The organism is Candidatus Woesearchaeota archaeon (assembly GCA_027858315.1).
In the GTDB taxonomy this organism is placed as follows: Archaea; Nanobdellota; Nanobdellia; order Woesearchaeales; family UBA583; genus UBA583.
In genome coordinates, this window is the sequence record JAQICV010000004.1 from 1 (window position 1) to 2,683 (window position 2,683).

At 25.0% G+C, this 2,683-nt stretch carries 4 protein-coding genes; 3 read left to right on the plus strand and 1 reads right to left on the minus strand.

Features of this window, described 5'->3' with window-relative positions:
- From PF569_00270 to PF569_00280, 3 genes are all read left to right on the plus strand, one after another.
- Nucleotides 1–909: AAA family ATPase (locus PF569_00270; GenBank protein MDA3854661.1), on the plus strand; the 909-nt coding region annotated here is incomplete at its 5' end.
- 50 nt (nucleotides 910–959) lie between these two features.
- The gene (locus PF569_00275) at nucleotides 960–1,193 is read left to right on the plus strand and encodes a hypothetical protein (protein MDA3854662.1); all 234 of its coding nucleotides are present in this window, start codon (nucleotides 960–962) and stop codon (nucleotides 1,191–1,193) included.
- On the plus strand, nucleotides 1,186–1,557 hold the full coding sequence (locus tag PF569_00280) for a four helix bundle protein (protein MDA3854663.1): 372 nt from the start codon (nucleotides 1,186–1,188) through the stop codon (nucleotides 1,555–1,557). The genes PF569_00275 and PF569_00280 overlap by 8 nt, the downstream gene beginning before the upstream one ends.
- Nucleotides 1,558–1,763: 206 nt before the next feature.
- Here the strand turns inward: PF569_00280 and PF569_00285 are convergent.
- The coding region (locus PF569_00285; protein MDA3854664.1) for a hypothetical protein at nucleotides 1,764–2,683 on the minus strand (920 nt) is incomplete at its 5' end.

Below are 2,683 nucleotides of genomic sequence, written 5' to 3' on the forward strand. Positions count from 1 at the left end.
TCTCCTCCAGGAGAATTTAAATCTATCATTAGTGTTCAAATGGCGATTAATGTGGCTCAAGGTAATACTTGGATGAATTTTGAAACTCAAAAAAATGCAGTTTTATATTGTGATAAGGAAAACAATGATCAAATAATCAAAGAGAGATTATTAGGTTTAATTAAAGGAGAAGAAGGAAGTTTAGAAATCCCTTTGTTTTTCTTAAGAAGGGAAGGAGACTTATTAGATAAAATCTTTTTCAAAAAATTACAAAATACAATCTCAAAAAATAATATAAAATTAGTTTTCTTTGATACTCTCCATAGGTTTGCTGATTATGATGAAAATCGGTCTGATGATATTAATAGATTTTATACAGAAGTACTTCAACCTTTAATAGAAAAATATGGTGTATCAATTATTTTTTTACATCATACTACTAAAGAAGGAAAATATAGGGGAAGTGGTGATTTTTTAGGAATGGTCGATACTGCATATAGTGTAAAAAGAAAAAAGAAAGGCAAGAAGAAAAGTAATATTTTTGAAATTATAAATGAAAAATCAAGAAGTGGAGAAATTGAAAATATTTTAGGAGATATAGAATTTATCTTAGATGATTCTGAAAATTTAGATATAATTAGAATTAATAGACTTGATGAAGTAAAACAAGAAAAAGAAGTTAAAACTAAATTTAAAGAACTTGTTCAGAAAATTGAAATAATAATTAAACCAGATGAATTACTTCAAAGAAAAGATTTTGAAGAAAGATTAGAATATGAAAAATTTGAGTATTCTTTAGGAACTTTAAAGAATGTTCTAAGTTGGATGAGTAGAAATGATATTTTAATTAAGGATAAAAGACATAGGTATAAACTTCCGATAGAGATTAGAAAGGAGAAAGGAAAGTTTGAAGTTATTGATGTAACTTAAATCTGTGGCTTTAAGCTAGTAATTAATGAACAGATAAAAATTTAATAAAAATGGAAAATAAAAAACCTAAAAAAATATACAAGTCAGGACAATTAAGCCTATTTAGATGGGATAATGAAAATGGGAAAAGTTTTACTTTTCAAAAATCTTTCAAAGACCAAGATTCAGATGAATGGAAACATACTCAAAATTTGAATTTAACTGATTTGCCAAAGTTAAAGCTTTTAGTTGAAGAAGCATTTAAAGATTGTAGTTTTAAAATTTATGATATGAACAATGGTTAAAGTAAATTATAAACAATTAATTTTTTTTAAGAAAGCTCATGAAGTAACTTTAGAAATTTATAAATTAACTAAAGAGTTTCCTAAAGAAGAACGATTTGCTCTGACTTCACAACTAAAAAGAGCATCAGCTTCAATAGGCTCAAATATTGCAGAAGGTTCAGCTCGTTCAACTTTAAAAGATTACAAAAGTTTTTTACATAATGCTCTAGGCTCTGCTAAAGAAATAGAATATCAATTACTTCTTGCAAAAGACTTAGAGTATATTAGTTCAAGAACTTATGACAGATTATTAGATACTTTAGATATTATTATTGGAAGTATGACTAATTATATGAAAAAACTTAGTGAGGAAATAAAAAAGTAATGTTAAACTTAACTAAACATAACCTTTTCTAATTTGAGAGTTTAAATTATATTGATTATTTCATATTGAAAGAATAAAAGGTTATTATTTCTAGTAATTAATCATAACCTAATTTTTATAATTATGTTTCGCAAAATTCTAGGTTTGCGTTCGCTATGTAGTGCTCCGTTTGCTGCGTTCACTAGATATTTGACATGAAAAATATATTAAATTTGATTTTTGATTAATTTTTTAAATTGATTTTCAACATAATAATTCCTTTGCTTTTCTAATTCAGGATATGGAGTATTATTAAAGAAATCACTTGGATAAGGATTCATATAAAAAAATGCATTAATAATCTCACTCCAAAAATCAATTCCTTTTTCAGAATCAAGTCTTAACAATTTTATTTTTTCAACAGTTCTGGATAATAATGAATTGTCTATTTTCTCATTATTTCTTTGTTTATAATTTTCAAAATTACTATAATCTTTATAAGCCCAATCTATATGATAACAAAGCTCAAAATCTAAACTTAAATAAGCATGTAAATATCTAGTAAAATATTTTCTCTCTTTATTATCAAGCCATATGAAATTTTCATCCATTAAACCCCAAACTCTTAAAGGAATATGTTCCTCTATTTCTAATTGCCAACATTCTCCACCATTCTTTAATTTTGATTTCTTAATATAAAATTCAGTTTTGTCTTGAAATTCTAAATCTGAGTTATCTGGACCATATATTGAAATAGCCTCTTTTCTATTATTCAGATATTCAACATTGAAACCGGGCATTCCGTCCCAAAAAGATTTTAAAAACATTTCTCTTTCTGTTCCCTTTACACCTAAAACATCATAATTAATTTTAAATGCTAAGTCGAATAAATTAGAATTCTCTTTTCTAAGTTGAATTAATCTTCTCAAAAATGAAAATGATTGTCTGATTTGCTCATTAAAAATTAAATAATCATCTTTGTATGAAAAACCATCTTTATTCAATTTTGCATTTTTTGAAATTTTAACAAGTCCTTCATGTTCAACTTTTTCTAACTCTGGATATTTCTTCAGAACATAATTAAAATCTTTCTTTATTACTGCAATATCAAATAAATAATACTTTACTCCTTTTTTATAATCTAAAT

Bases quoted from the DNA above. Each gene is read 5' to 3' on its own strand.
- PF569_00275 (MDA3854662.1), top strand. From the start codon at position 960: ATGGAAAATAAAAAACCTAAAAAAATATACAAGTCAGGACAATTAAGC.
- PF569_00280 (MDA3854663.1), top strand. From the start codon at position 1,186: ATGGTTAAAGTAAATTATAAACAATTAATTTTTTTTAAGAAAGCTCAT.